The organism is Streptomyces sp. JLBG701 (genome assembly GCF_058544905.1).
Genome location: NZ_CM178588.1, coordinates 8,570,835 through 8,595,932, shown reverse-complemented (window position 1 = coordinate 8,595,932; position 25,098 = coordinate 8,570,835). Strand labels below are relative to the sequence as shown.

Annotated in this window: 25 protein-coding genes and 1 pseudogene; 10 read left to right on the top strand and 16 right to left on the bottom strand. The window is 71.0% G+C overall.

What is annotated here, in order from left to right; genetic code table 11:
• Positions 1-164 precede the first annotated feature (164 nt).
• The 3 genes from AC5DRG_RS39630 (at position 165) to AC5DRG_RS39620 (ending at position 4,310) form a co-directional block, all read left to right on the top strand.
• Entirely contained in the window at positions 165-1,391 is a 1,227-nt protein-coding gene (locus tag AC5DRG_RS39630) for a glycosyltransferase (RefSeq protein ID WP_491804675.1), read from the top strand.
• A gap of 202 nt (positions 1,392-1,593) precedes the next feature.
• Positions 1,594-3,183 carry a right-handed parallel beta-helix repeat-containing protein gene (locus tag AC5DRG_RS39625; RefSeq protein WP_491804674.1) on the top strand — a complete coding sequence of 530 codons (1,590 nt, stop codon included), beginning with the start codon at positions 1,594-1,596 and terminating at the stop codon, positions 3,181-3,183.
• A 245-nt stretch (positions 3,184-3,428) separates the two neighbouring features.
• A complete protein-coding gene (locus AC5DRG_RS39620) occupies positions 3,429-4,310 on the top strand; it encodes a hypothetical protein (protein ID WP_491804673.1) in 882 nt (293 codons plus the stop codon).
• Positions 4,311-4,392: 82 nt separating this feature from the next.
• On the opposite strand, the gene AC5DRG_RS39615 is transcribed toward AC5DRG_RS39620, so the two are convergent.
• The 12 genes and pseudogenes from AC5DRG_RS39615 to AC5DRG_RS39560 form a co-directional block, all read right to left on the bottom strand.
• A complete protein-coding gene (locus AC5DRG_RS39615) occupies positions 4,393-5,841 on the bottom strand; it encodes an MFS transporter (protein WP_491804672.1) in 1,449 nt (482 codons plus the stop codon).
• A gap of 80 nt (positions 5,842-5,921) precedes the next feature.
• Positions 5,922-6,746 (bottom strand): SDR family oxidoreductase, encoded by an 825-nt coding sequence (locus AC5DRG_RS39610; protein WP_491804671.1) that lies wholly within the window; start codon positions 6,744-6,746, stop codon positions 5,922-5,924.
• Between the two features lie 134 nt (positions 6,747-6,880).
• Entirely contained in the window at positions 6,881-7,588 is a 708-nt protein-coding gene (locus AC5DRG_RS39605) for a response regulator transcription factor (protein WP_491804670.1), read from the bottom strand.
• A gap of 72 nt (positions 7,589-7,660) precedes the next feature.
• Entirely contained in the window at positions 7,661-8,167 is a 507-nt protein-coding gene (locus AC5DRG_RS39600) for a MarR family winged helix-turn-helix transcriptional regulator (protein ID WP_491804669.1), read from the bottom strand.
• 103 nt (positions 8,168-8,270) lie between these two features.
• Positions 8,271-8,772, bottom strand: a pseudogene (locus tag AC5DRG_RS39595) (gluzincin family metallopeptidase); the annotation flags it as partial.
• A 45-nt stretch (positions 8,773-8,817) separates the two neighbouring features.
• The gene (locus tag AC5DRG_RS39590; protein ID WP_491804668.1) at positions 8,818-9,543 is read right to left on the bottom strand and encodes a GntR family transcriptional regulator; all 726 of its coding nucleotides are present in this window, start codon (positions 9,541-9,543) and stop codon (positions 8,818-8,820) included.
• Between the two features lie 98 nt (positions 9,544-9,641).
• Positions 9,642-9,908 carry a hypothetical protein gene (locus tag AC5DRG_RS39585; RefSeq protein ID WP_491804667.1) on the bottom strand — a complete coding sequence of 89 codons (267 nt, stop codon included), beginning with the start codon at positions 9,906-9,908 and terminating at the stop codon, positions 9,642-9,644.
• 22 nt (positions 9,909-9,930) lie between these two features.
• Complete coding sequence (locus AC5DRG_RS39580) at positions 9,931-10,932, bottom strand: proline racemase family protein (RefSeq protein WP_491804666.1); 1,002 nt, start codon at positions 10,930-10,932, stop codon at positions 9,931-9,933.
• Positions 10,933-10,978: 46 nt separating this feature from the next.
• A complete protein-coding gene (locus AC5DRG_RS39575) occupies positions 10,979-11,881 on the bottom strand; it encodes a dihydrodipicolinate synthase family protein (protein ID WP_491804665.1) in 903 nt (300 codons plus the stop codon).
• 111 nt (positions 11,882-11,992) lie between these two features.
• Positions 11,993-13,417 carry an FAD-dependent oxidoreductase gene (locus tag AC5DRG_RS39570; protein ID WP_491804664.1) on the bottom strand — a complete coding sequence of 475 codons (1,425 nt, stop codon included), beginning with the start codon at positions 13,415-13,417 and terminating at the stop codon, positions 11,993-11,995.
• A gap of 193 nt (positions 13,418-13,610) precedes the next feature.
• Positions 13,611-13,925, bottom strand: a complete 315-nt coding sequence (locus AC5DRG_RS39565) for a (2Fe-2S)-binding protein (protein ID WP_491804663.1) — start codon at positions 13,923-13,925, stop codon at positions 13,611-13,613.
• The gene (locus AC5DRG_RS39560) at positions 13,922-15,091 is read right to left on the bottom strand and encodes an NAD(P)/FAD-dependent oxidoreductase (protein ID WP_491804662.1); all 1,170 of its coding nucleotides are present in this window, start codon (positions 15,089-15,091) and stop codon (positions 13,922-13,924) included. The genes AC5DRG_RS39565 and AC5DRG_RS39560 overlap by 4 nt, the downstream gene beginning before the upstream one ends.
• 164 nt (positions 15,092-15,255) lie before the next feature.
• On the opposite strand from AC5DRG_RS39560, the gene AC5DRG_RS39555 reads away from it, so the two are divergent.
• Positions 15,256-16,608 (top strand): aminopeptidase P family protein, encoded by a 1,353-nt coding sequence (locus tag AC5DRG_RS39555; protein WP_491813276.1) that lies wholly within the window; start codon positions 15,256-15,258, stop codon positions 16,606-16,608.
• Between the two features lie 5 nt (positions 16,609-16,613).
• On the opposite strand, the gene AC5DRG_RS39550 is transcribed toward AC5DRG_RS39555, so the two are convergent.
• Positions 16,614-17,036, bottom strand: a complete 423-nt coding sequence (locus AC5DRG_RS39550) for a DUF6299 family protein (protein WP_491804661.1) — start codon at positions 17,034-17,036, stop codon at positions 16,614-16,616.
• 255 nt (positions 17,037-17,291) lie between these two features.
• Between AC5DRG_RS39550 and AC5DRG_RS39545 the strand changes: the two genes are divergently transcribed.
• Positions 17,292-17,486: a DUF5999 family protein gene (locus AC5DRG_RS39545; protein ID WP_491804660.1), complete on the top strand. Its 195-nt coding sequence runs from the start codon at positions 17,292-17,294 to the stop codon at positions 17,484-17,486.
• A 31-nt stretch (positions 17,487-17,517) separates the two neighbouring features.
• Here the strand turns inward: AC5DRG_RS39545 and AC5DRG_RS39540 are convergent, their stop codons facing one another.
• From AC5DRG_RS39540 to AC5DRG_RS39530, 3 genes are read right to left on the bottom strand one after another with little or no spacing between them, the layout of a single operon-like run.
• Positions 17,518-18,027, bottom strand: coding sequence for a hypothetical protein (locus tag AC5DRG_RS39540; protein ID WP_491804659.1), 510 nt, complete (start codon positions 18,025-18,027; stop codon positions 17,518-17,520).
• A 9-nt stretch (positions 18,028-18,036) separates the two neighbouring features.
• A complete protein-coding gene (locus AC5DRG_RS39535) occupies positions 18,037-18,435 on the bottom strand; it encodes a RidA family protein (RefSeq protein WP_491804658.1) in 399 nt (132 codons plus the stop codon).
• Positions 18,432-19,589: an acyl-CoA dehydrogenase family protein gene (locus AC5DRG_RS39530; RefSeq protein ID WP_491804657.1), complete on the bottom strand. Its 1,158-nt coding sequence runs from the start codon at positions 19,587-19,589 to the stop codon at positions 18,432-18,434. Before AC5DRG_RS39530 ends, AC5DRG_RS39535 begins: the two co-directional genes overlap by 4 nt.
• A 160-nt stretch (positions 19,590-19,749) precedes the next feature.
• Here AC5DRG_RS39530 and AC5DRG_RS39525 point away from each other — a divergent pair, with 160 nt between their 5' ends.
• The 5 genes from AC5DRG_RS39525 to AC5DRG_RS39505 all read left to right on the top strand — a co-directional run bounded on the left by AC5DRG_RS39525 (position 19,750) and on the right by AC5DRG_RS39505 (position 25,081).
• Positions 19,750-21,375, top strand: coding sequence for an AMP-binding protein (locus tag AC5DRG_RS39525; protein ID WP_491804656.1), 1,626 nt, complete (start codon positions 19,750-19,752; stop codon positions 21,373-21,375).
• Between the two features lie 31 nt (positions 21,376-21,406).
• On the top strand, positions 21,407-22,219 hold the full coding sequence (locus AC5DRG_RS39520) for a PaaX family transcriptional regulator (RefSeq protein WP_491804655.1): 813 nt from the start codon (positions 21,407-21,409) through the stop codon (positions 22,217-22,219).
• Positions 22,220-22,335: 116 nt separating this feature from the next.
• Positions 22,336-22,899, top strand: a complete 564-nt coding sequence (cysC, locus tag AC5DRG_RS39515; protein ID WP_491804654.1) for an adenylyl-sulfate kinase — start codon at positions 22,336-22,338, stop codon at positions 22,897-22,899.
• Positions 22,900-22,904: 5 nt separating this feature from the next.
• Complete coding sequence (cysD, locus tag AC5DRG_RS39510) at positions 22,905-23,840, top strand: sulfate adenylyltransferase subunit CysD (protein ID WP_491813275.1); 936 nt, start codon at positions 22,905-22,907, stop codon at positions 23,838-23,840.
• Positions 23,841-23,842: 2 nt separating this feature from the next.
• Positions 23,843-25,081: a sulfate adenylyltransferase subunit 1 gene (locus tag AC5DRG_RS39505; protein WP_491804653.1), complete on the top strand. Its 1,239-nt coding sequence runs from the start codon at positions 23,843-23,845 to the stop codon at positions 25,079-25,081.
• The last annotated feature ends 17 nt before the right edge of the window (positions 25,082-25,098 follow it).

Below are 25,098 nucleotides of genomic sequence, written 5' to 3'. Positions count from 1 at the left end.
CGTGCAGGTGAGCATTACGCGCCAACGTTGAGAAGGGAAAGGGGAGTTACCCGCTCCTTTCCCTTCTCAACGTATAGCGCACCAGGGGGCTTGCCACAAGGTCCCCGTTGTGCCGCAGAATCTCCGGCCTGAGGCCAGGAACTGCGGAAACGGGGAGTCGCGAAGTGCGTGTTCTGTTGTCGACGTATGGGTCGCGCGGGGATGTCGAACCGCTGGCGGGGCTCGCGGTGGCGTTGCGGGAACTCGGTGTGGAGGTGCGTGTATGCGCGCCGCCGGACAAGGAGTTCGCCGAATTGCTGGCCGGTGTCGGGGTGGAGCTGGTGCCGTTCGGGCAGTCGGTGCGGGCGCTGGTGGCCGGGGCGGCGGTGGACTCGTTCAAGGTCGCGGCCGAGTTGGTCGCCGAGCGGTTCGAGACCATCGGTGCGGCGGCCGAGGGGTGTGACGCGGTGGTGGCGACCGGCCTGATGCCGGCCGGCACCCGTTCGGTGGCCGAGAAGCTCGGCATCCACTACGTGTACGCCTGCTTCCACCCCTTCGAACTGCCGTCGCCGCACTACCCGGCGCCGCAGCGGCCGGGCCGGCCGTTCCCGCCGGAGGAGACCGACCAACGGGTGCTGTGGGACCTGGACGGCGAGAAGGTGAACGCGCTGTACGGCGAGGCGCTCAACACCCATCGGGCGGCGAACGGGCTGCCGCCGGTCGACAGCGTCCGCGACCACGTCTTCACCGACCGGCCGTGGCTGGCGGCGGACCCGGTCCTCGGTCCGTGGCGGGACCTGCCGGATCTCGACGTCGTACAGACCGGCGCGTGGATCCTCCCCGACGAACGCCCGCTGCCCGCAGACCTGTTGGCGTTCCTGGAGGCCGGTGAACCGCCGGTGTACGTGGGCTTCGGCAGCATGCCCATGCGCGCCTCGCAGGACGTCGGCCGGGTGGCCGTCGAGGCGGTCCGCGCTCAGGGCTGCCGCGTGGTCGTGGCCCGTGGCTGGGCGGATCTGTCCCTGATCGACGACCGGGGCGACTGCTTCGTGGTCGGCGAGGTCAACCAGCAGACACTGTTCGGTCGGGTGGCCGCCGTCGTGCACCACGGCGGCGCTGGCACGACGACGACGGCCGCCCGGGCCGGCGCACCCCAGGTGGTCGTTCCCCAGATGGTGGACCAGCCGCACTGGGCAGGCCGCGTGGCCGAGTTGGGCATCGGCGCGGCACATGACGGTCCGACGCCGACCTTCGAGTCCCTGTCGGCCGCGCTCGCCACAGCCCTGAACCCCGAGACCCGCGCACGCGCGGCCGCCGTGGCCGGGATGGTCCGCACCGACGGGGCGACGGTCGCCGCGAAGCTGCTGCTCGGCGAGATCGGCGGCCGGGACAGGTCGCGCGTGTCCGCGTAAGGCGAGGCGGATCCCTTCCGAGCGTTCATATCCGTGAAGAGTATTCACGTACGCACTCATTGACGCGCACACAGCAAGCGCTTACGGTCCGGGGAAATCGCTTTCTCCCCCTCCGGGTGCGGTATCTGGCCGAGCCGCCTGTTCATGCACTCGAACGGCCACGTTGCCACACCCGAAGCCGCGACAGGAAGGGGTCATCCCCATGCAACGCCCCACGCAGCTGAGACCGTTCGTCGCGTCCGTCGGGTCCGTCGGCCTTCTGGTCGGCGCACTCGTCGCGCTGTCCGGAACCACCGCACAGGCCGCCACCACCCGCTACGAGGCCGAGACCTCACCGGCGGCATGCACCGGCGCCATCGAGTCCGAGTACGCCGGCTACTCCGGCACCGGGTTCTGCAACGGCACCAACGCCACCGGCGCGTACGCGCAGTTCACCGTGACCGCACCCGCATCGGGCACGGCGACCCTGAGCGTCCGCTTCGCCAACGGCACGACCACCGCCCGGCCCGCGGACGTCGTGGTGAACGGTACGACGGCCACGTCCGCGTCGTTCGAGTCCACCAGCGCGTGGACCGGCTGGACGACGAAGACGCTCACGGTGCCGGTGAACGCGGGCAGCAATACCGTCCGGTTGAACCCGACGAGCGCGGGCGGTCTGCCCAACGTCGACTATCTCGACGTGACGACGGCCGACGACACCACGACCCCCGAGGCCGGCGCGATCTACGTCTCGCCCAGCGGCACCGACAGCGCGGCCGGCACGTCGAGCGCCCCGACCACCCTCACCTCGGCGATCAGCCGGGTCACCTCCGGCGGGACGATCTACCTGCGCGGTGGGACGTACAACTACTCGTCCACGGTCACCATCCCGGCCGGCAGCAACGGCACGTCGGGCGCCCTCACCCAGCTGTCCGCATACCCGGGCGAGACGCCGGTGCTGAACTTCTCGGCGCAGAGCGAGAGTTCGTCGAACCGCGGGCTCCAGCTGAACGCCTCGTACTGGCACGTCTACGGTGTCGTCGTCGAGCACGCCGGTGACAACGGCATCTACGTCGGCGGCAGTGACAACGTCATCGAGCGCACGGTGACCCGCTACAACCGTGACACCGGGCTGCAGTTGGGGCGCATCTCCTCCAGCACCCCCAGCAGCGAGTGGCCCGCCGACAACCTCATCCTCAGCGCCGAGTCGCACGACAACGCCGACTCCGACGGCGAGGACGCGGACGGATTCGCGGCGAAGCTCACCACCGGCACCGGGAACGTGTTCCGCTACGCCGTCTCCCACCACAACATCGACGACGGCTGGGACCTCTACACCAAGACGGACACGGGCGCGATCGGCCCGGTGACCATCGAGTACTCCCTCTCCTACGGCAACGGAACCCTCAGCGACGGCTCCCAGGCCGGCAATGGCGACCGCAACGGCTACAAGCTCGGCGGCGACGACATCGCGGTGAACCACGTCGTCCAGCACAGCATCGCCTACGACAACGGCCATCACGGTTTCACCTACAACAGCAACCCGGGCTCGATGACCATCACGAGCAACGTCTCCGTCGGCAACACGGAACGCAACTTCAACTTCGAGACGGGCACCTCCGTCTTCCGCGGCAACACCTCGTGCGACAGCGGCGCGACCGACAGATACGTCGGTGACGCCGACAGTTCGAACCAGTTCTGGTCCGGCACGAACGGGTCCCGGTGCTCCTCGTACGCCGGCGCCCTGGGCTGGTCCCTCGCCACGGACGGCCACCTGGTGGTGACCTTCGGCGGCACGGTCGTAACGCCGTAACGGCTTTGCTCGGCCCGTCCGGTTCGTCCGGGCGGGCCTGCCTTCGGGCGCGGAGTTGAGATGTGGCTTGCCTCACGTCCGAGCGCTGTCAGGGAACGGTCCGGCAACCGTCAGTCCGCTCTGCTGAACTGAGTTCACCTGTGCCGGACGTCCCGTCCACCGCCCCCTCACCCACTCCCCCCAACCGGGCTTGACCCGTGGGCGGTTGGTCTCGGCACGTCTCTCCCCCACAGGAAGGAACGACCATGTTGGACCGCGTCAACGTCCAGGAACTGCTGGGCACTTCGGATCTCCAGGTGCGTACCGGGAACATCGCCTGGAAGCACGTCCGGGCCGAGTTCGTGGATGTCGTCGAGGACATCCTGGAGACCCTCGCGCCCAGCGGACCGTACGCCTACACGGTGGCTCCGCGGATCGAGGCGGGCAAGGAGCTCCCGACCCAGGTCATCGCCACCACCTACGAGCAGATCGAGGCGACCTACCGCGGTCTGCACCGCTACGCCGCCGTGGTGGACATGCGCCCCATGACGGAGATCCGCGGCTCCTGGTACACGTTCATCAGCGGCATGGGCCGGGGCCGGGACAAGTCGACGGGTGCCGAGAGCGAGCGGCCCATCATCGTCATCTTCCCGACGATGGGTTCCGAGGGCATCACCGGCGAGCTGTTCTGGGGCCGGACCCAGCAGGCGACGATGCCCGGCGAGGCGGCCGACGGACCGCAGGCGGGCCGGCTCGCCATGGCCCGGTTCCGCGAGCGGCTCGTCGAGGCGCTCGGCAAGGGTGACGTCGACACGATCGTCGAGCTGGCCCACCCCGAGATCCAGACCGGCGTCCGCGACTACATCTCGCACTCCGGCACCCTGGTCGAGCTCCACGACAAGGAGGGTCTGCGGGCCCACCTCCAGGACTTCTACGACCACTACACCGTCCACGGCATCGACACCATCCAGCAGGCCTACGAGGACTGGTTCTTCTTCCACGAGCTGCGCTGGACGGTCGAGGCACGACGCGGTCCCGACGCCGGAAGCCTCTTCCGATACCACACCGCCGAGTACAGCGAGGTGTCCGCCGCCGGCCTCGTCACCGCGAACATCGGCCACGGCACCGACCAGATCAAGCTCGCCTGACCCGCGCCAGGCATAGCCGCTGCCGCCGGTTCCGTAGACCAGGAACCGGCGGCAGCAGGCTTTTTGACGGAGTCTCAGGTTCTTAGGCCTTCGCGGGCGCGGGCTCGGCCGCCGCGTCCTCGTCCTGCGAGGTGTCGGTCTTGGCGGACGGGATCGTCAGTGTCACGGCCGCTGCGGCGAGTGCGACTCCGCAGCCGATGAGCAGGCCGGTGCGGAAGCCGTTCTCGCTGGGCACGGTGTAGCCGCCCAGCGACGTGGTCATCTGCGACAGGACCGCGCCGACGACCGCCGCGGAGACGGACGTACCGACGGACCGCATCAGGGTGTTGAAGCTGTTGGCGGAGGCGGTCTCCGACCTCGGTACGGCGCCCATGATCAGGGCAGGCATCGCCCCGTAGGCGAGGCCCACGCCGGAGTTGCAGACGCAGGACACGACCAGCAGGCCCCAGGTCGATCCGAGGAGGACCGTGGAGGCGGCGTAGCCGCAGGCGATGACCAGGCTTCCGGTGAACAGGGTGATACGGGGGCTCCTGGCCGCCGACAGCCGGGCGCCCAGGGGCGAGACCAGCATCATCATCAGGCCGGAGGGCGCCATCCACAGGCCCATCGTCATCATCGACTGGCCCAGGCCGTAGCCGGTGGCCTCGGGCAGCTGCCGCAGCTGGGGCACGATCAGCGCCTGGGCGTACATCGCGCAACCCACCACGATGGAGGCCGCGTTGGTGAGCAGCACCTGCCGGCGCGCGGTCACCCGGAGGTCGACCAGCGGGTCGTGAGTGCGCACCTCCCACCAGCCCCAGGCCAGGAACACCACGACGGCGACGGCGAACAGGCCGAGGGTCGTGCCGCTCCCCCAGCCCCAGTCGGAGCCCTTGGACACGGCCAGCAGCAGACACACCAGACCGCTGCCCAGGCCGAGGGCCCCGACGTAGTCGAAGCGGCCGCGCGGGCCTTCGACCGGGGTGGCGGGCACCAGCCACCTGATGAGGACGGCGATCACGACGGCGAGCACCGCCGAACCCCAGAACAGCGCACGCCAGTCGGCGTGTTCGGCGACCGTCGCGGCGATGGGCAGGCCGAGGGCGGCGCCGATGCCCAGCGACGAGCTCAGCAGGGCGATGGAGGAACCCAGCCGCTCGGGCGGCAGCAGATCGCGCAGGGCGCTGATCCCGATGGGGACCATGCCCATGCCCATCCCCTGGAGGCCCCGTCCGATGACCATCGGGGTGAGGGACGAGGCGAGGGCGCAGACCACGGAGCCCAGAAAGAGGGGCACCGAACAGACCAGCAGCATGCGGCGTTTGCCGTACAGGTCGCCGAGCCGCCCGGTGACCGGCGTGAACACCGCCCCGGAGAGCAGCGTGGCCGTCACGACCCAGGTCGCGTTCGCGGATGAGGTGTCGAGCAGCCTGGGCAGCTCTCCGATGAGCGGGACCACCATGGTCTGCGTGAGCGCCGCGAAGATGCCGGCCACTGCGAGCACGGTGATGATGCCGGTGGGGCGGCGGTCGGCGGATGCCGAATCGGCCACGTGCTTACTCCCTGTTCTCTTGTATCCGGGTTGTCCGGGTTGTTCGGGTTATCCGGAGGCTCTTGTGTCCGGTGTGCGGGTCAGGCGCCGCGTACGGCCGCGCACACGCCGCCGTCGACGAGGATGTCGACGCCGTTCAGGAAGCCGGCCTCGTCGGACACCATGAAGGCGACGACGGCGGCGACCTCCTCGCTCTCCCCGGTCCGGCCGAGCGGGGTCATGTCGATGAGCCGCTGCATGGACGCGTGGGCCGCCGCCTCCTGCTGCCCCTGCGGGGTGAGGATGATCCCCGGCGAGAGGGAGAGGGCCCGCGCGCCGGCCGGTCCGAGCCGTACGGCTTCCTTCCGCGCGAAGCGGAACACGCCGTGCTTGGCCCACGGGTAGGCCGTCGCGGACTCCTCCACGGCGGGTCCGACGGCCTCGCGGATCCGGTCGAGGAACTCCGGGTGGAGCGGGTCGTCCAGGATCGCCGCGGTGGCCGGGTCGGGGTCGACGCCGGCGAGCAGGTGCGACATGGAGGCGAAGTAGACCATCGCCGTTCCGGTGGTGGCGAGCGGGCGGAGCGCGTCGGCGAGCAGCGCGGTCCCGACGAGGTCGACCTCGAAGATGCGCCGCCAGTCCGCCATGGTGGGCGAGATGCCGGCGGCGTGGACGACGGCCCGCAGCGTGCCGAGTTCGGCGACCTTGGCGGCGAGGCGGGCCAGGCCCTCGCGGTCGGTGACGTCGAGGCCGAACGGTTCGGCGGTGGCCCGGTGGCCGGCGGCGTTGAGGTCCTTGGCGACCGCGGCGACGCCGGCCTCGTCCCGGTCGACGAGCAGCAGCACGTCGACCATGTCGGCGAGCCGGCGCGCGCACGCCTCGCCCATTCCGCGTCCGGCTCCGGTGGCGATTCCTACGGTCGTCATGCGTGACTCCTTGCTGGAAGGTACGCGGTGCATGAAAGCGGAGCGGACTGACGACCCTCGGACGCGTTCCTGACAGAAACCGGACGTGACGTGGTTCACGCGGCGCGAGGTCCGTCAGGGTCCTCCACGGTGCTTCAGCAGCCGAGCCAGTAGCCGAAGCCCCGACGCGTGTGGATCAGGGCGGGATCCTCCTGGTCCACCTTGTGGCGGAGCCGGGAGACGAGTTTCTCGATCGCCTGGTTGGCCCGGAGCTCGCCCCACACGTGCCGGCTGATCTGTTCCTTGGACAGGACGCGTTCGGCGTTGGCCAACAGATGGCCCAGCAGCCGGTACTCGGCGGAAGTGAGGTCGAGCGGCCTGGGTCCGCGCTGGGCCTGGCATCTGGTGGAGTCCAGGACGAGGTCTCCGTAGCAGGGCGAGCCCGCGTGCCGGCCCGTGGGGCGGTCCCGCATCAACACTCGTGCCCTGGCGAGGACTTCGGCGATCCGGAAGGGCTTGAGGACGTAGTCCTCGGCGCCGACGCCGAGTTCGGGGAGGAGGCCGGAGAGGGTGTCGAAGTTGGCCAGGAAGAGGATCGGGGGCCGGTCCGTGGGCGGCATACGGCGACCGCGGGCGAAGCGGGCCGCGTCGGGCAGGGTGGTGTCCCAGACGACGAGGTCGTAGCGGTGTTCGGCGACCCGCATCACTCCCTCGGTGCTGGTGACCGCCGTGGCGACCCGGTAGCCCGCCAACTCCATTGTGGTGGCGAGGAGATCGATGGTGGCCGGGTCGTCGGCGACGACCAGGACGTGTTGCCCGACGCCTTGCGTCGGCGAGGGCTTCTCGCGATGACTCGTACGCATGACAAGGCCATTCGTGGGGGGTCTCACTTGACACGTGGAGACGGGACACAGCCCGGGAGCACGGCTGAGCCGTCAGGCGGTGGGCCGCGCATCGGCTTCCTCCTCGGTATGGGCGACGAAGTCGTCGACCAACCGCCGGAAGAGGTCGGCGAGTTGTCTGCGGTCCTCGGGCTCCCAGCGGGCCAGCACCGTCTCGATGCCCCGGCGGCTCACCTCCCGCATCCGCAGGACGGCGTCCAGGCCGGCGTCGGTGAGCTGGATGCGCTGGGCGCGCCCGTCGTCCGGATCCGGGACCCGGATCACATAGCCCGCCCGCTCCAACTGCCGTATCTGCCGCGTGACATGGGACGCCTCCACCGACAGCCGGACCGCAAGCACGCCGGGGCGCTGCGGGTCGCCGCTCTCCGCGATGTGCCGCAGGATCGCCGCGGCGGCCCGGTCCAGCGGCAGGCCGGTCACGGCCATCAGACGCTCGTGCTGCCTGGCCCGTCCGGCCAGATACGTGATGCGGGTGAGGGCGCGGTCGATCTCGGCCACGTCCGCCGAGACGGATCCCGCCGCCGCTGGTGGTGAGGGCATACGACCACCGTAGCAGCTACTTGCCTAACTTAAGCAAGATACTTCACAGATTGCTTACCTGCGGTAATACGGCGGTGATGGCAAGGCAACGGCGTCCCTCGATGCCGTCCGGGGCTCGTTCGGCGACGGCGTTGCCCAGGACCGTCCAGGCGGGCGGCGCGGTGACCGTCACCTCGAACTCGGCCTTGAGGTCGGGCTGGTCGAAGCAGGCGGCGATGCGCGGGAGTTGGTCCGGGAAGGACTTGCGGTAGACGTATGTCTCGCCGTCGGCGGGGTCCGTGAAGCGGTGCAGACCCTCCCCCGTCCGGGAGTACGCCATGTCCGCCTCGACGTACAGCTCGTGCGGCGGCCGGGGGCGAGGCCGGGAAGGGGGAGGCGGCCGTCGGCCAGGGTCGTCAAGTCGAGGTCGTGGCCGTCGAGTTGGGCTCGGTGCAGGCGGACCGTTCTCAGCTCGACGAACGTGTCGCCGGCCGTGCGGGCGGTGAAGCGGACAGTCGTCGTCGAGGGGAACAGCGCGTCGCCCCGGGGGGGTCGAGGTCGACGGTGTACCGCTGGACGGCGAGCAGCCGCGCGCGGGCCTCCGCCTCGGCGCGGGTGAGCGACATGGCCTGCCCTTCAGGCCTTCCGACAGGTCAGTCGGTTCAGTCGGTTCAGTCAGTCGAATTGGCCCATTCGCCACGCACATGGCCGAGGTGCCGGGTCATGACGGTGCGGACCCGCTGCTCGTCCCGGGCGAGGAGGGCGTCGAGGATCTCCAGGTGCTCCTCGGCGGAGGAGGTGAGCAGGTCCCGCTCGACCAGTGCGGTGAGCCCGTACAGCCGGGACCGCTTGCGCAGGTCGCCGACGACCTCGACCAGGTGCTGGTTGCCGGCGAGGGCGAGCAGGCCGAGGTGGAAGCGGCGGTCGGCCTCGACGTAGGCGATGAGGTCCCCGGCGGCGGCCGCGGTGACGATCTCCTCGGCGTCCGCGCGGAGGGCCTCCAGGGCGACCGGGTCGGCGGTGGCGGCCAGGCCCACGGTGGTGGGGATCTCGATCAGCGACCGGATGTGGGTGTACTCGTCGAGCTGCGCCTCGGAGACGGCGGTGACCCGGAAGCCCTTGTTGGGCACGGGGTCGACCAGCCCCTCCTTCACGAGGTCGAGCATCGCCTCGCGCACCGGGGTCGCCGAGACGCCGAAGCGGGTCGCGAGCGAGGGGGCGGAGTAGACCTCACCGGGCCGCAGCTCACCGGCGACGAGCGCGGCGCGCAGGGCGTCGGCGACGCTCGCCCGGTAGCTGGGGCGCGGCCCGCCGAGGCTGGGCAGGGCGGGGCCGGACTTGCCGGCGGTCTTGCCGGCTGTCTTGGCGCCCCCGGCACCGTTGCGCTGAGCGGCCATGGGGTGGTCCTCCTGTGTGCCCTGATGTATGTCACGCGTGCAATGCCACGTATGCAATGTCACGTGCCATCAGTATCGCTGGCTGGATCAGGCGGCGGTCAGCAGGGTGACCGTCCGTGTGCGGGTGTAGAAGTCCAGGGCCGCCTTGCCCTGCTCCCGGGGGCCGAAGCTGGACGCCTTCTCGCCGCCGAAGGGGAGGCGAGGCGGTCGGCGCAGCGCAGGGCTGCGTCCAGGTCGGCGGTGTGGACGGAGGCGACCAGGCCGTGGGCGACGGCGGCGAGGACGCCGGGGCGGCCGGTGGCGGGGGTCTCGGTGAGGATCTTGTCGGGGTGGGCGGGGTTGTGGCTGACGACAGTTGCCGGCATGTGCGGGTTTCCTGACGGGCGATCAGAGGACGAAGCCGGCCGGGAACGGATCGGTCGGGTCGAGGAGGTACTGGGCGGTGCCGGTGACCCAGGCCCGGCCGGTGATCGTGGGCACCACCGCGGGGCGTCCGGCGACCTCGGCTTCTTCGACCAGCCGGCCGGTGAAGGACGTACCGATGAAGGACTCGTTCACGAAGTCCTGGTGGAGCGGGAGTTCGCCGCGCGCGTGCAGTTGCGCCATGCGCGCGGAGGTGCCGGTGCCGCAGGGCGAGCGGTCGAACCAGCCGGGGTGGATGGCCATCGCGTGGCGGGAGCGTTCGGCGTTCGAGCCGGGTGCCGCCAGGTACACGTGGTGGACGCCGTTGATGGACGGGTTCTCCGGGTGTACGGGCGGGTCCTCGGCGTTGATGGCGTCCATCAGGGCGAGTCCGGCGGCGAGGATGTCGTCCTTGCGTTCGCGTTCGAAGGGCAGGCCGAACTGGTCGAGGGGCAGGATCGCGTAGAAGTTGCCGCCGAAGGCCAGGTCGTACGTGACTGTGCGGCCGTCCGCGAGGGTCGCCTTGCGGTCGAGGGCGACGCTGAACGAGGGCACGTTACGGATGGTGACCGCCTTGGCGGCGCCGTCCTCCACCGCCACCTCGGCGACCACGAGCCCGGCCGGAGTGTCGAGGCGGATGGTGGTCACCGGCTCGACGACCGGGACCATGCCGGTCTCGACGAGGACGGTGGCGACGCCGATGGTGCCGTGGCCGCACATCGGGAGATAGCCGGAGACCTCGATGTAGAGGACGCCGTAGTCGCAGTCGGGGCGGGTGGGCGGCTGGAGGATCGCCCCACTCATGGCGGCGTGTCCGCGCGGCTCGTTCATGAGGAAGTTGCGTACGTCGTCGCGGTGTTCGCGGAACCACAGGCGGCGTTCGTTCATGGTGGCGCCGGGGACGGTGCCGATGCCGCCGGTGATGACCCGGGTGGGCATGCCCTCGGTGTGCGAGTCGACGGCGTGCAGGACGAGTTTGCTGCGCATGAGCGGGACGTTCCTCTCAATCCAGAGGGCCGGAGGGGCTGGTGGGTCAGGAGAGACCGAGGGCGACGGCCTTCTCGGTGGCCTCGCGGATCGCCTTCTCCTGCTCCGGCAGCAGCGGCACGCGGGGCGGACGGACCGGGCCGCCGCGACGCCCGACGATGTCCATGGAGAGCTTGATCGCCTGCACGAACTCGACCTTGGAGTCCCAGCGGTGGAGGGCGTGCAGCTGCTGGTAGAGGGGTACGGCGGTGGCCAGGTCGCCCTTGATCGCCGCGTGGTACAGCTCGACCGTCGACTTCGGAAGGGCGTTGGGGTACCCGGCGATCCAGCCCTTGGCACCGGCCACGGCGAGTTCGAGGAGGACGTCGTCCGCGCCGATCAACACGTCCAGTTCCGGGGCGAGTTCGTTGATCTGGTAGATGCGGCGGGTGTCGCCGGAGAACTCCTTGACGGCCTTGATGAGCCCGGCCGCGTGCAGTTCGGCGAGGAGTTCGGGGGTCAGGTCGACCTTGGTGTCGTGCGGGTTGTTGTAGGCGACGATGTCGATGCCGACCTCGGCGACGGCGGCGTAGTGCGCGCGCACCGAACGCACGTCCGCCTTGTAGGAGTTGGGCGGCAGCAGCATGACGGCGGCGCAGCCGGCCTCCTTGGCCTGCTCGGCCCAGCGGACGGACTCGGCGGAGCCGTAGGCGGCGACGCCGGGCATCACCTTGTCGCCGCCGATGGCCGCGACCGCGGTCTCGACGACCTTGGCCCGCTCCTCGACGGTGAGGACCTGGTACTCGCCGAGGGAGCCGTTCGGTACGACGCCGTCGCAGCCGTTCTCGACAAGCCAGCGGCAGTGGTCCGCGAAGCCCTCGAAGTCGACGCTCAGGTCGTCGTTGAGGGGCAGGGCGGTGGCGACGAGGACGCCACGCCAGACGGGGGCTGAGTGGTCGGTGGTGGTCATGGGAGCCTCGGCTTTCTCATGGGGTGTGACATATCACTGGGAGGTGTGGTGAGGGGCGTGTGGTGCGCAGGGGCGCCGGTCGCTGTCGGGGGTGGCGTGTCGAGGGTGGCGTCAGGATCCCTCCGGTTCCCGGGCCAGCACGCCCAGCGGTACCGGCCGCGCGAACGGCCGCTTGGCGGGTTCCGCCGGGCAGCCCGCGACGCCTGCGACGCCGGGGGCGCAGATCCGTCCCTGGCACCAGCCCATTCCGGCGCGGGTGAGCAGCTTGACGGTCCGCAGATCGGTGGCGCCCAGCTCGTCGACGGCCTCACGGACCGCGCCGGCCGGCACCTCCTCGCAGCGGCAGACGACGGTGTCGTCGGTGACCTGCTCCGCCCAGTGCGCGGGCGGGGCGTAGGCGGTGTCGAGGGCGGCGAAGAAGCTCCGCAGTCGGGTACGGGTCCGGGCGGCCGTCGCCCAGTCGGCGGACCGGGGCTCAACTCCCTTGATCCGGGCGGCGATCGAGTGCCCGGCGATCTCGCCCTCGGCCAGCGCGAGCACCGCTCCCCCGATCCCGGTGGCCTCGCCGGCCGCCCAGACGCCGTGGACGTCGGTGCGCTGCTCGGCGTCGGTGACCACGAACGGGTCCCCGGCGGCGTGGATCGCGCACCCGAGCGACTCGGCGAGGTCGGTGTGGGCCAGCATGCCGTGTCCGACGGCGAGGGTGTCGCAGACGATCCGCCGCTCGGTGCCCGGCCTCACCCGACCGTCCGCGTCCAGGGCGGCGACGGTGACGGCCTCGACGCGGTCGGTGCCGTGGGCCGCCACGACGGCGTGACTGACCATCACCGGGACTCTGTGGCATAGGAGTTGGGCCGCGTACTGGGCACCTTCGACGACCTTCGCCGGGTTGGCGGCGAGCGTCTTGGCATGCCGTACGAAGCTCGTGGGACGCGCGGACTCGACGTACGCGGCGACGGTGGCGCCCGCTGCGGCGAGCCCGGCGGCGACGGGCATGAGCAGCGGGCCGGTCCCGGCTACGACCGCGATACGACCCGGGAGGACGAGCCCGCCCTTGAGCATGGCCTGAGCGCCGCCCGCGGTGAGGACCCCGGGGAGGGTCCAGCCGGGGAAGGGCAGCACCTTCTCGTAGCCGCCGGTGGCGAGGAGTACGGCGTCGGCGGTGACCGTCTGCGAGTCGGTCTGGGCGGGGCCGATGAGGGCGTGGACGCCGAACACGTTCTTGCCGGCGACATTGGCGAACTCCCTTTCCACGAACCACACATGATGGTCCGACAGGTGGGTGATCCGCCCGGCCGCGACATGCGCCGCGAGCCGGTCGCGCAGTCGCTCCCAGGTGCCCCAGGCGTGGTGGAGGGCCTGCGGTCGGCGTGCGCCGAGTGCGGTCGCGGGCTGGCGGTAGAACTGCCCGCCCGCCTGCGCGGCCGAGTCGAGCAGGGTTACCTGCACACCGGCGTCAGCCGCGGTCAGCGCGGCGGCGAGTCCGGCGGGACCGGCGCCGATGACCGCGAGAGCGGTGCTAGGGCCTGTCGTCACATTCCCGTGGTCCGCCCGGAGGGCGGGCTCTGCGGCGTCAGGTGCGTGCTCTCGGCGTGCCGGGCGGGGTCCCTCGTACTGGTTGTACGTGGGTCCGCGCCCGGTGCGGCGAGTGGGGGCACCTCCCACGCCGTTTAGGCAGTGGGGGAGCGTGCATGGCGTCGCGGAGCAGACGGGAATGTGACGACAGGCCCTAGGCGAGCTCGTCATGGCCGGTGCCTTCCTGGGTGCGGATCGTGTCGCCGGGCGCGGCCGGGACGAGGCAAGCCCGTTGGTTGGGGCGGTCGTTGACGGTGACGAGGCAGTCGTAGCAGACGCCGATGCCGCAGAAGATCCCGCGCGGGGAGCCGCTGCCCCGGGTGCTGCGCCAGGAGGTGATGCCGGCCGACCAGAGGACGGCGGCGACGGTCTGACCGGGCAGCGCGTCGGTGTCGCGGCCGTCGACGGTGACGGTGAAGGGGGGTCCGGGGTGGGCCTGGGCCAACTCCAGCGGGGTCCTCTGTTTCACTGTTGCCCCTCCTTGAAACGGTCCGGGCGGAACGGCGTCAGGTCCAGGTCGGGCGTCTTGCCGGTCAGCGACTGCGCGATCAGATGCCCGGTGCCGACCGCGAGCCCGATCCCGGCGCCCTCGTGCCCGCACGCGTGATGGAGTCCCGGCACCCGGGGGTCGGCCCCGATCGCCGGCAGGTGGTCCGGCAGGTAGGGCCGGAAGCCCAGATAGGCCCGCATGGCGTTGACCGTGCCGAGTACCGGGAACAGGGCCGTGGCCTGCGCGGCCAGCCGCCGTACGACCGGAAGCGCGAACGTCCGGTCGAAGCCGACCCGTTCGCGGCTGGCGCCGATCAGCACCGGGCCCGCGTCCGTGCTCTCGACGACCGCCGAGGACTGGAGCCCCGCGTCCCCGCTGGCGACGTCGGCTACATAGTCGGCGGCGTACACCTTGTGCCGGACGACCCCGCGCGGCAGCGGCTCGGTGACCAGGACGAAGCCGCGGCGCGGCAGCACCGGCAGGTGTACGCCGCCCAGTGCGGCGACCTCTCCGCCCCAGGTGCCGGCCGCGTTGATGACGACCGGGGCGTGGATGTCGCCCTGCGCGCTCCGTACGCCGCGCACGGAACCGTCCTTCGCGCGCAGGATGTCCGTGACGGCGGCGCCCGTGCGCAGTTCGGCTCCGGCCCGCCGGGCGGCTCGTACGACGTGGGCGGCGGCGAGGGTCGGCATGACCTGGCAGTCCTGCGGATAGAGGATGCCGCCCGCGAGGCCTGGGGCCAAGTGCGGTTCCAGGTCGCAGAGTTGGTCGGCCGGGATGCTCTGCGCGTCGACTCCGGCGGCCCGCTGTCCCGCGGCGAAAGTCTCCAACGCGGCCATGCCCTCGCCGGCGGAGGCGACGACGATGCCGCCCTTCGGCTCGAACTCCACGGCCGCGCCCATGCCGGGTTCGGCCGCGAGGTCGTTCCAGAGGCGGCCGGACAGCAGGGCGAGGTCCAGCTCGGGGCCGGGTTCCTTGTCGGAGACCAGCAGGTTGCCCTCGCCCGCTCCGGTGGTGCCGCCGGCCACGGGGCCACGGTCCACCAGCACGGTCGTAAGGCCCGCCCGGCTGGTGTAGAGGGCGCACGCGGCGCCCACCATTCCGGCGCCGATGACCACGACATCGCAGGTCAGTCGGTTGCTCACGCCAGTACAATGTCACATGTTTCTTTTCTCGCCAAGGGCCCATAGGCTTCGACTCGCCGATCGGCCTACGACGAAGAAGGTGCCCAACAGTGAGCGACCCCGGGGAATCCACGGTCCGCAAGAACGGCCTCTATCCCTCCGTCTCCCCCGAACTGGCCAAGCTGATGACGACGGGCTGGGCCGACACCGAGCTCCATGACCTCCAGCCCATCGAGCAGGCCGCCCACACGGCCGAGCGCCGGGCCGCCCTGTCCGCCCGCTTCCCCGGCGAGCGCCTGGTGATCCCGGCCGGCAACGCCAAGGTCCGCGCCAACGACACCCACTACCCCTTCCGCCCCTCCACCGAGTACGCCCACCTCACCGGCGACCAGACCGAGGACGCCGTACTCGTCCTGGAGCCGCGCGAGGGCGAGGGCCACGACGCCATCGCGTATCTGCTCCCCCGCTCCGACCGGGAGAGCGGCGAGTTCTGGCAGGGCGCCGCCAAGGGCGAGCTGTGGGTCGGCCGCCGCTACTCCCTCGCCGAGGGCGAGCGCCGTCTCGGCCTCCCCTGCCGCGATGTCCGCGAGGCAACCGAGGAGTTGGGCCGGGCCGCGAAGGTCCCCACCCGGATCGTGCGCGGCTACGACGCCGGGCTGGAGGCCGCCGTGGAGACGGACGAGGCCCGCGACACCGAACTCAAGACCTTCCTCTCCGAGTTGCGCCTGGTGAAGGACGCCTGGGAGATCGGCGAGCTGCGCAAGGCCGTCGACTCCACGGTGCGCGGATTCACCGATGTCGTACGGGAGTTGGCGGGCGCGATCGCCACCTCGGAGCGCTGGATCGAGGGCACCTTCTACCGCCGCGCCCGCGTCGAGGGCAACACCGTCGGCTACGGCTCCATCTGCGCCGCCGGCGACCACGCCACGATCATGCACTGGGTCCACAACGACGGCGAAGTCCGCCCGGGCGAACTCCTGTTGCTCGACGCGGGCGTGGAGACCCACTCCCTCTACACCGCCGACGTCACCCGCACCCTCCCCATCAGCGGCACCTTCACCCCGCTCCAGCGCAAGATCTACGACGCGGTGTACGAGGCCCAGCAGGCCGGCATCGCGGCGGTCAAGCCGGGCGCGGCCTACCGGGACTTCCATGTCGCCGCCCAGCGCCACCTGGCCGAAAAGCTCGTGGAATGGGGCCTGTTGGAGGGCGACCCGGACACCATGTACGAGCTGGCCCTCCAACGCCGCTTCACCATGGCCGGCACCGGTCACATGCTCGGCATGGACGTCCACGACTGCGCCAAGTCCCGTACCGAGCTGTACGTCGACGGCACCCTGGAGCCCGGCATGGTCCTGACCGTCGAGCCCGGCCTGTACTTCCAGCGGGACGACCTGACCGTCCCCGAGGAGTACCGCGGCATCGGCGTCCGCATCGAGGACGACATCCTGGTCACGGCCGACGGCAACGAGAACCTGTCGGCCGGCCTGCCGCGCACCGCCGACGAGGTGGAGGCCTGGATGGCGTCCCTCGTCTGACCGGTTCAGCCTTCGCTGAGCACGACGTCCTGCCGCTGCTGCGCGTGGAACGCGGGCAGCGGCAGGCCGCCCTGCGGGCGCAGCTCCATCACGGTGGCCTCGACCTGGGCCCGACCGGGCTCGATCGCGCCCGGCGAGGGCTTGCCGGTGTTCTCCCAGCGGTGCTCGACACCGTCACAGACCGCGCGGGTACCGCCGATGCCGTGCCGGACGGTCGGGGAGCTCTGCCCGACGGAGGAGCTGACGAAGACGGGCCCCGTGCCGCCGACGCATCGATAGGTGCCGGAGAGCGTGACGGTGCCGTCGTCCGCGATACGGCCCGTGGAGTCGACGGTCACGGTCTCGAAGGGGCCGGCGGTCGCGGGGGCGGCCAGCGCGAGGGCGGCGGCGGCCCAGGCGACGGCGCCGAGGGCAGGACGGAAGAACATGGGGAATGCCTCCTGGAGTCGAGAATCGGGAATCGGGGCTTCCACTGGTACCGCTCCCGGGCCGCCGGGGCCGTGATCGTCACCCCTTCGGTGGCGAGTCCGCACCGAGCGTCGTGGAACGGTCCGAGAGTTGTCCGCGTGTTGTCACGCTTCACAGCCTTCTGTTCCGATGACTTCGCTCCGGGAGGATGGTCTGTCTATGCGAGGCGGTGAGGAAGCCGCCAACACTCACCGCATACGACGTGGAGGTGCGCCATGTGTACCCACCAGCCTTCGTGCCCCTCGGCCGACAGCAACGCCCCGCACATCATGTCCGCCCACCCCGAACAGGGCTGGAGCCTCCTGTGCAACGGCGCGATCGTCTTCGACGACACAGGCGAGCTCCTGCCCGACGGCAGCGTGATCGCTCCGCGCCGGGTGCCGGCTGCGGGGCTGGCGATCGCGGCCTGAGCCGCCCTGCCGCGTCACCCTCGACGCGGAGTCATTCGCTGTCTCCCCGTACGACCGCGGCGTATCTGTCACCCAACTTGGCGCGCATTTCCCCCAGTTGGTGTGCGGCAGTGGCCGCGACATGCGATGCGGCGGGTTGCCTCGCGGTCGTCACCCACCAGTCGTCGTCGGGCCTGCCATTACGGATCTGTGCCCGGACCAGGGTGTCTATCTCTGTCACGTGCTGAGCGAAAGCCTGCGCCCATTCCTGCTCGTCCGGCCGGAGAAACGGCGAACGCCGGAGCAGGAGAAGGTTGACCTGTCTCACCCTGCTCGCTTCAGGCGCGGCGAAGGGGTCCCGGCCGGCAATGGACGTACGTTGGGCCTCCTCGAGAGCGGACAGTGCCTCCCACACCTCCTTCAGAGCCTCCACCCGCTGGATGCGGAAGTTCGCCCGTGCTTCGCGGGCCTGGGCCCGCTGCCACTGCCACAGTCCGGTCGCCGTGGCCAACCCGGTTCCGAGGAACGTGAGGACGCCCACGGCGACCGTGTCCGAGACCATCCTGCGAGGCTACTGAAGCACCGCGAAGCCGTCGAGTTCCACCAGCGCCTGCTCGTCCCACAGGCGTACGACCTCCACGACCGCCATCGCCGGATAGTCCCGGCCCGCCAACCTCCGCCAGATACGGCCGAGTTCGGGGGCGTGTGTGCGGTAGTCGACGATGTCGGAGGCGTAGACGGTGACTCGGGCGAGGTCGGCCGGGGAGCCGCCCGCCGCGTGCAGGGCGGTCAGGAGGTTGGTGAGGGCCTTCTCGAACTGGGCGGGGAGGGTGTCGCCCACGACCTTGCCGTCCGTGTCGAGGGCGGTCTGGCCGGCCAGGAAGACCAGACGGGAGCCGGTCGCGACGACGGCGTGGGAGAAGCCGGTGGGTGGGGAGAGTTCGGGCGGGTTGATGCGGTCGGCGGTCATGCGGGCTCCCCGGTTGTCGCGGGCGTCGCGGTAGTCGCGTACAACTCCTTGGCGATGATGGCCCGTTGGACCTCGCTCGCGCCCTCGTAGATGCGCGGTGCGCGGACCTCGCGGTAGAGGTGTTCCAGGAGGTGGCCGCGGCGCAGGGCGCGGGCGCCGTGGAGTTGGACGGCGGCGTCGACGACGTACTGCGCCGTCTCGGTTGCCAGCAGCTTCGCCATCGCCGCGCGCTTGGGGACGTCCGGGGCGCCTTCGTCGTACGCCGTCGCCGCCGCGTACACCATCAGGCGGGCCGCCTCCGTGCGCAGGGCCATCTCGGCGGCCTGGTGGGCGACGGTCTGCAGGTCCTTCAACTTGCCTCCGAACGCCTGCCGTTGGGCGGTGTGGTCGAGCGTCGCGTCCAGGGCCGCCTGTGACATGCCGACCCCGAAGGCGCCGACGCTGGGGCGGAACAGGTTGAGGGTGCCCATGGCGACCCGGAATCCGCGGTCGGGCTCGCCGAGTATGTCGTCAGCTGTGACTCGTACGGCATCGAAGTCGAGGGCTCCGATGGGGTGTGGGGAGAGCATGTCGAGGGGCGTGCCGGTGAGGCCGGGGCGGTCGGCGGGGACCAGGAAGGCGGTGACGCCTCGGGCGCCGGCGCCGGGGGTGGTGCGGGCGAAGACGGTGTAGAAGTCGGCCTCGGGGGCGTTGGAGATCCAGCACTTCTCACCGGTGAGGCGCCAGGAGGGTTGGGCGGACCCCCCGTCCCGGTCCGCCGTCAGGGACAGCGCCGCCGCATCCGACCCCGCCCCCGGCTCGCTCAGCGCGAACGCCGCCACCGCCGTGCCCTCGGTCACCCCGGGCAGCCAGCGGGCGCGTTGGGCCGGAGTGCCGTGGGCGTGGACCGGGTGGGCGCCGAGGCCCTGGAGGGCGAGGGCCGTTTCCGCCTCGGTGCAGGCGTAGGCGAGGGACTCTCGCATCAGGCACAGGTCGAGGGCGCCGGACGTGAACAGGCGGGCGAGCAGGCCCAGTTGGCCGAGTTCGGCGAGGAGGGGTCGGTTGACGCGGCCCGGTTCGCCCTTCTCCGCGAGTGGGCGGAGTCGGTCGGCGGCCAGGGTGCGCAGCTCGGCACACCAGGCGAGCTGTGCCGGTTCGAGCGAGAATGCGGGCATCGCCGGTCCTCCCTCCGAGGCGGGCCCCAGCGGCCTGGGCGGCCCTCCCTCACGACGGTATCGCGCACCGTTGACTGTCGTCACCAACACGATACGCTCGTAGCGCGAGCCCACCACCCCTTCGCACCACCCCGCCCACACGGCAAGGGGGCGAACCGCCATGGACCACCTGGGCGCCGACAACCTCCGGCGGCCGACCGCCTCGGCCCACATCGACACCTTCGCGCGCGAGCACCTCCCGCCCCCCGAGCAGTGGCCCGAACTCCGCTTCGACCTCCCGGAGCTGCATTACCCCGAGCGGCTGAACTGCGCCGCCGAGCTCCTGGGCCGCACCGACCCCGGGCGTCCGGTGTTCCACACCCCGGTCGGCGAGACATGGACGTACGGCGAACTGCGCACCCGGGTCGACCGCATCGCGCACGTCCTCAGCCGCGATCTCGGTGTCGTCGCCGGCAACCGGGTGCTGCTGCGCGGCCCCACCACTCCCTGGCTGGCCGCCTGCTGGCTGGCGGTGCTGAAGGCGGGCGCGGTGGCGGTGACGGTGCTGGCCCAGCAGCGCCCGCACGAGCTGGCCACGATGTGCGAGATCGCCCAGGTGCGGCACGCGCTGTGCGACATCCGGGCCGTCGACGACCTCGCGAAGGCCGAGATCCCGGGGCTGCGGATCACGACGTACGGCGGCGACTCCCTCGACGACCTGCTGAACCGTCCGGTGCCCGGCACGCCGTTCGCCCCCGTGGACACCGCGGCCGACGACGTCGCGCTGATCGCGTTCACCTCGGGCACCACCGGCCGCCCGAAGGGGTGCATGCACTTCCACCGGGATGTGCTGGCGATCGCCGACACCTTCTCCAAGCATGTGCTCAGGCCACATGTGGACGATGTCTTCGCCGGCAGTCCCCCGCTCGGGTTCACCTTCGGGCTCGGCGGGCTGGTCGTCTTCCCGCTCCGCGTCGGCGCCAGTGCCCTGCTCCTCGAACAGGCCGGGCCGAAGCAGCTGTTGCCCGCGATCCCCGCGCATCGCGTCTCCGTGCTGTTCACCGCGCCCACCGCCTATCGCGCGATGCTCGACGAACTCGACGCCCACGACACCTCGTCCCTGCGCCGCTGTGTCTCCGCCGGCGAGAACCTGCCCGCCGCGACCTGGCGGGCCTGGCACGAGCGGACCGGGCTGCGCATCATCAACGGCATCGGCGCCACCGAGCTGCTGCACATCTTCATCTCGGCGGCCGACGGGGACGTAAGGCCTGGCACCACCGGTGTCCCCGTGCCGGGCTGGCACGCGCGCGTGGTCGACGACGCGGGAGAGGAGAAACCCGACGGCGAGCCCGGGCTGCTGGCCGTGCGCGGGCCGGTCGGCTGCCGCTATCTCGCCGACCCGCGCCAGCGCGAGTACGTGCGCGGCGGCTGGAACATCACCGGCGACACCTACGTCCGCGAGCCCGACGGCTACTTCCGTTACGTCGCCCGCGCCGACGACATGATCATCTCGGCGGGGTACAACATCGCCGGCCCGGAGGTCGAGGACGCGTTGCTGCGTCACCCGGACGTAATCGAGACAGCGGTGGTCGGGCGGCCCGACGAGCAGCGCGGGCAGGTCGTCGTCGCGTACGCCGTCCTCAAGGAGGGCGCGCCGCAGGACACGGAGGCGCTGCGCGCGTTCCTCAGGGCCGAGCTGGCGCCGTACAAGTGCCCGCGCGAGTTCGTCTTCCTCGACGCGCTGCCGCGCACGGCGACGGGCAAACTCCAGCGGTTCAGGCTGCGCACCGAGGGTGACCAGCGATGATGGTGACCCGCAGCGATACCGAAGACCTAAGATGATCAACGTGTCCGACCAGCATGCTCCACGGTCCCTGATCGTCACGCTCTACGGCGCGTACGGCCGCTTCGTGCCCGGCCCGGTGCCCGTCGCCGAGCTGATCCGGCTGCTCGCCGCGGTGGGCGTGGACGCGCCCTCCGTACGCTCGTCCGTGTCCCGGCTCAAACGGCGCGGGCTGCTCGTGCCCGCTCGTACGGCGCAGGGCGCGGCCGGATACGAGCCGTCACCGGACGCGCTCCAGCTGCTCGACGACGGCGACCGGCGCGTCTACGCGACGACGCCTCCCCAGGACGAGGGCTGGGTGCTCGCCGTGTTCTCCGTGCCCGAGTCGGAGCGGCAGAAGCGGCATGTGCTGCGCTCACGGCTGGCCGGGCTCGGCTTCGGTACGGCGGCTCCCGGCGTGTGGATCGCCCCGGCACGGCTGTACGAGGAGACCCGGCACACACTCGCGCGGCTGCGCCTGGACCCGTACGTCGACTTCTTCCGGGGTGAGCACCTCGGCTTCGCGCCCACGGCCGAGGCGGTCGCCCGCTGGTGGGACCTGGCGGCGATCGCCAAGGAGCACGAGGCGTTCCTGGACCTCCACGCGCGCGTGCTCCACGAATGGGAGCAACGGGCGGACACCCCGCCAGAGGAGGCCTACCATGACTACCTCCTCGCCCTGGACTCCTGGCGCCATCTCCCCTACGTCGATCCCGGGCTGCCGGAGCACCTGCTCCCCGCGGGCTGGCCGGGCGCCCGTTCGGCGGCGGTGTTCCGAGGTCTGCACGCGCGGTTGCGGGACGCGGGAGCCGTCTTCGTCGGGGTGTGACCTCACCCACAACATTGGCCCCTAAGACAACCTTCAGCCTCTTCATTAACTCTTCTAAGGTTTCTTACTTAGCATGCACCCAGTCGTATGCCGGGTAAGAAAGAGGACTGTTGCGCATGACCACCACGGCAAGGGCCTGCCCTTCGGCTCAGGGAGCCACCGTCTGGCTCACCGGGCTGCCGAGTGCTGGAAAGACCACCATCGCCCGTCTTCTCGGTGACCGTCTGAAGGCCGAGGGACACCGCGTGGAGGTCCTCGACGGCGACGAGATACGCCGCTTCCTCTCCGCGGGCCTCGGCTTCTCGCGGGAGGACCGGAACACCAACGTGCAGCGCATCGGACTCGTCTCCGAGGTGCTGGCCCGCAACGGCGTGCTGTCCGTCGTCCCGGTCATCGCGCCCTACGCCGACAGCCGCGAGGCCGTCCGCAAGCGGCACGACGTGAGCAACACCCCGTACTTCGAGGTGCATGTGGCGACCCCGGTCGAGGTGTGCAGCGAGCGCGACGTGAAGGGGCTCTACGCCAGGCAGGCCGCGGGCCGGCTGACCGGGCTCACCGGGGTCGACGACCCGTACGAGCCACCGACCGACCCGGCGCTCACGCTGCGCACGCAGGTGCAGACGCCCCAGGAGTCGGCGGACGCGGTCTACGCGCTGCTGGCCGAACGGAAGCTGGTGTGACCGCGGTGACTGCCGAAACGACCCTCGACACGACCTCCGACAAGGGCTTCACGCTGTCCCATCTGGACGCGTTGGAGTCCGAGGCGGTGCACATCTTCCGCGAGGTGGCGGGTGAGTTCGAGCGGCCGGTGATCCTCTTCTCCGGCGGCAAGGACTCCATCGTCATGCTGCACCTGGCGCTGAAGGCGTTCGCCCCGGCGGCGATCCCCTTCTCCCTGCTGCACGTCGACACCGGGCACAACTTCCCCGAGGTCCTTGAGTACCGGGACCGCACGGTCGCACAGCATGGGCTGCGCCTCCATGTGGCCTCCGTACAGGACTACATCGACCGCGGTGTGCTGCGCGAACGCCCCGACGGCACCCGCAACCCGCTGCAGACCCTCCCCCTCACCGAGAAGATCCAGTCCGAGCGCTTCGACGCCGTCTTCGGCGGCGGACGACGGGATGAGGAGAAGGCCCGCGCCAAGGAGCGCGTCTTCTCCCTGCGGGATGAGTTCTCCCAGTGGGACCCGCGCCGCCAGCGGCCCGAGCTGTGGAACCTCTACAACGGCCGGCACGCGCCCGGCGAGCACGTCCGCGTCTTCCCGCTGTCCAACTGGACCGAGTTGGACGTGTGGCAGTACATCGCCCGCGAGGGCATCGAGCTGCCCGACATCTACTTCGCCCACGAACGCGAGGTCTTCCAGCGCGCCGGCATGTGGCTGACCGCCGGCGAGTGGGGCGGCCCCAAGGCCGACGAGAGTGTCGAGAAGCGCCAGGTCCGCTACCGGACCGTCGGCGACATGTCCTGCACCGGCGCCGTCGACTCCGACGCGACCACGCTCGACGCCGTCATCACCGAGATAGCCGCCTCCCGGCTCACCGAGCGGGGCGCCACCCGCGCCGACGACAAGATGTCCGAGGCCGCGATGGAAGACCGTAAGCGCGAGGGGTACTTCTAGACATGACCGCCACGACCAGCGCCGCGCTCGACACCGGCGCCACGATCGACACGCTGCGGTTCGCGACCGCCGGGTCCGTCGACGACGGCAAGTCCACCCTCGTCGGACGCCTGCTGCACGACTCCAAGTCGGTCCTCACCGACCAACTGGAAGCCGTCGAGCACGCCTCCCGCAAGCGCGGCCAGGAGGCCCCCGACCTGGCCCTCCTCACGGACGGCCTGCGGGCCGAGCGCGAGCAGGGCATCACCATCGACGTGGCCTACCGCTACTTCGCGACCCCGCGCCGCCGCTTCATCCTCGCCGACACCCCGGGCCATGTGCAGTACACCCGCAACATGGTCACCGGCGCCTCCACCGCCGAGCTGGCGATCATCCTGATCGACGCCCGCAACGGCGTCGTCGAGCAGACCCGCCGGCACGCCGCCGTGGCCGCCCTGCTGCGCGTCCCGCACGTGGTCCTCGCCGTCAACAAGATGGACCTCGTCGGGTACGAGGAGAAGGAGTTCGAGCGGATCGTCGAGGACTTCGCGGGCCACGCGGCCGAGCTGGCCCTGCCCGGCTTCACGCCGATCCCGGTCTCCGCGCTCGTCGGCGACAACGTCGTCGACCGCTCGGCGCACATGGACTGGTACCACGGTCCGGCTCTCCTGGAGTACCTGGAGAACGTCCCCGTGGGCACCGGCCCCGCCGACGCTCCGGCCCGCTTCCCCGTCCAGTACGTCATCCGCGACGGTGAAGTCCGGCACTACGCCGGGCAGTTGGTGTCCGGATCGCTGCGCGTCGGCGACCGTGTCACGGTCCACCCGTCCGGCGAGACCACCGAGATCACCGGCATCGACGTGCTCGGCACCGAGGCCGAGGTGGCGTACGCGCCGCAGTCGGTCAGCCTGCGCCTGGCCGACCAGCGGGACGTCTCACGCGGCGACATGATCACTGCCGGCGTCGACGCGCCCGCGCTCACGCAGGACGTCAGCGCCGCCGTCTGCCACCTGGCCGACCGTGCGCTGCGCGTCGGCGACCGCGTCCTGCTCCGGCACACGACCCGGACCGTCAAGGCCATCGTGAAGGACCTGGGCGGCGCGACCGAGCTGACCGCGAACGACCTGGGCCGCATCACCCTGCGCACCGCCGAGCCCCTCGCGCTCGACGACTACGCGGTGTCGCGCCGCACGGGCGCGTTCATCCTGATCGACCCGGCGGACGGCGCGACACTGACCGCCGGCATGGCCGAGCTTCAGTAGCTCTGGCGTATCAGTCG